The sequence below is a fragment of the Pseudanabaena sp. SR411 genome (genome assembly GCF_002251945.1).
GTDB lineage: Bacteria > Cyanobacteriota > Cyanobacteriia > Pseudanabaenales > Pseudanabaenaceae > Pseudanabaena.
This window is the reverse complement of the sequence record NZ_NDHW01000239.1, coordinates 1-2,059: the sequence shown is the minus strand read 5'-3', so window position 1 is coordinate 2,059 and position 2,059 is coordinate 1. Positions and strand designations below refer to the sequence as shown.

Genomic DNA, 2,059 nt, shown 5'->3' with positions numbered 1-2,059 from the left:
TTGTTAATTTGTCTCCTCTTCGGCTTCATATTTTAAAGTTTTTTTCTCCCACCTGCCAACGCTATTATTTGCTCCCTGCACCTGTTTCGTAATTGTTTTTCTCATTCCATTACGAGCGGAATGTGGGTTCTATTTAAGGATTGAGGTTTAGATCCCCCTCAATCCCCCTTAAAAAGGGCATTAATATACTTGAAGCACCAAATTCTAGACCCCCCTCTAACTCCCCCTTGGAAGGGGGAGAACTTAGACTTCCCCCCTTCCAAGGGGGGACTGAGGGGGGTGAAAATTTGCATGGTGTGTCAAGTATATGAACCCCTTAAAAAGGGGGAAGAAGAAAATTCTCCCCTCTTTTTAAGGGCGCTGGGGAGGATCATTCTCATTTTCTTTGGAGGGGAATTGTGAATGAGAACGTACTTCCTTCTGACAATTTACTTTTAACCCATATTCTGCCGCCATGTTGCTGCACAATACTTTGACAGATGGCTAAACCTAAACCTGTGCCTCCCATCTGTCGAGAATCGGAAGCATCAACTTGGTTAAAACGCTCGAAAATACTTTCTAGATGGTTTTCAGGAATGCCCCGACCTCGATCGCTGATATGAAACATGATTTCCTCAGCAAGAGATTCTATTCTGATTTCAACTTGGCTTTGTGGTGGTGAGAACTTAATCGCATTACTTAGTAAATTAACTAGGGTTTGGATAAGGCGATCGCTATCGGCAAAAATTTGGAAGGATTTACATTCGGCTAAGATTTGGATCTTGCTTGCAGTAGCGATCGACTGCATGGTTTCAACGGCTTGGTGGCATAAGTACGCTGTATCGTGCCATTGGCGATCGAGGTTTACTTTGTTAGATTCTAAGCGCTCTAAGTCCAAAATATCATTGACCAGACGGACTAACCTCTCAATGTCGATCGCCGCAATATCGAGCATATTTTTGGCAACTTCGGGTTTGTTGGCTAATACACCTGAAGAAAGCAGTCCCAACGCGCCCCGAATCGATGCTAAGGGTGTGCGGAGTTCATGGCTAACGATGGAAATAAATTCATCTTTGACGCTCTCAACCTTCAACTTCTCGGTAATATCTTCACCAATACTCAGTGTGCCGATAATTTGATGATCTTGATTGTGAAGGGTGGTATTGCTCCAAGCAATCATTCTTTCTTCACCTGTCTTGGTTGAAATCAGATTTTGATAGTGGTGCTGAAAGTTATTGATTAGTGAATCCGAAAAAGCCTCTTTGACCTCTTCTTGCTTGATCTGGGGCAGGAAATGCGAGAACCAGTTTTTGCCGATCACTTCATCTAATTCGTAGCCTGTGGAAGCCAGAAAAAAGGGATTGACATATTCCACTATGCCCCTATAGTCCAATCCCACAACGATTAGATGCACATTATCTAGTAACGATTGCCAACGACGATTTGATTCTTGGAGAGCACTTTGACGTTTAAAAAGCTCGGCAGTGCGCTCAGCAACTCGATTTTCTAATTCAGCATTGTTAATCTGGAGATTGCGATAGAGTTCTGCTTGTTGGATAGCGATCGCTAACTGTACGGATAATTGCTGAAGTAAGCGAATATCTGACTCTTGCCAAACACGCGGCTCAAAACATTGATAGGTACATAGCAAACCCCATAGAGGATTATCTTTGTCATTGGGGCGGAGGATTGGCACGATCAGACTCGCCCTTGTTGGAAAGCTTTCTAACATTTGCAGATGACATTCACTAAGATTTGCCTGATATACATCAGGAGCCACAAAAATTCTCCCTTGCCGATATTCTCCTCCCACGTTTTCAGGAAAGTATTCATCACTAAGTTGTCGATGCAGACAGGTTTCCCAAGGGGGCAAGACCGACTCAGCTACGACCATGCCACTGAAGTCGGGATTGAATTGATAAACAACGGTGCGATCAGCCTTTAAAAAATTGCGTATTTCCTGTACGATCGCATTGAGAATTTCTGCCAAACTAAAATATTGTCGAATATGTAGCGAGATTTTGGCAATTAAAAGTTCCTGATCTTGCGATCGCTTTAATTGAAGGGTAAGCATGATGTG

1 protein-coding gene is annotated in these 2,059 nt (G+C 43.1%); it reads right to left on the bottom strand.

Annotation, left to right across the window (positions count from 1 at the left end):
* Positions 1–376: 376 nt before the first annotated feature.
* A partial coding sequence (locus B9G53_RS24720; RefSeq protein WP_141211887.1) for an ATP-binding protein occupies positions 377–2,059 on the bottom strand: 1,683 nt, incomplete at its 5' end.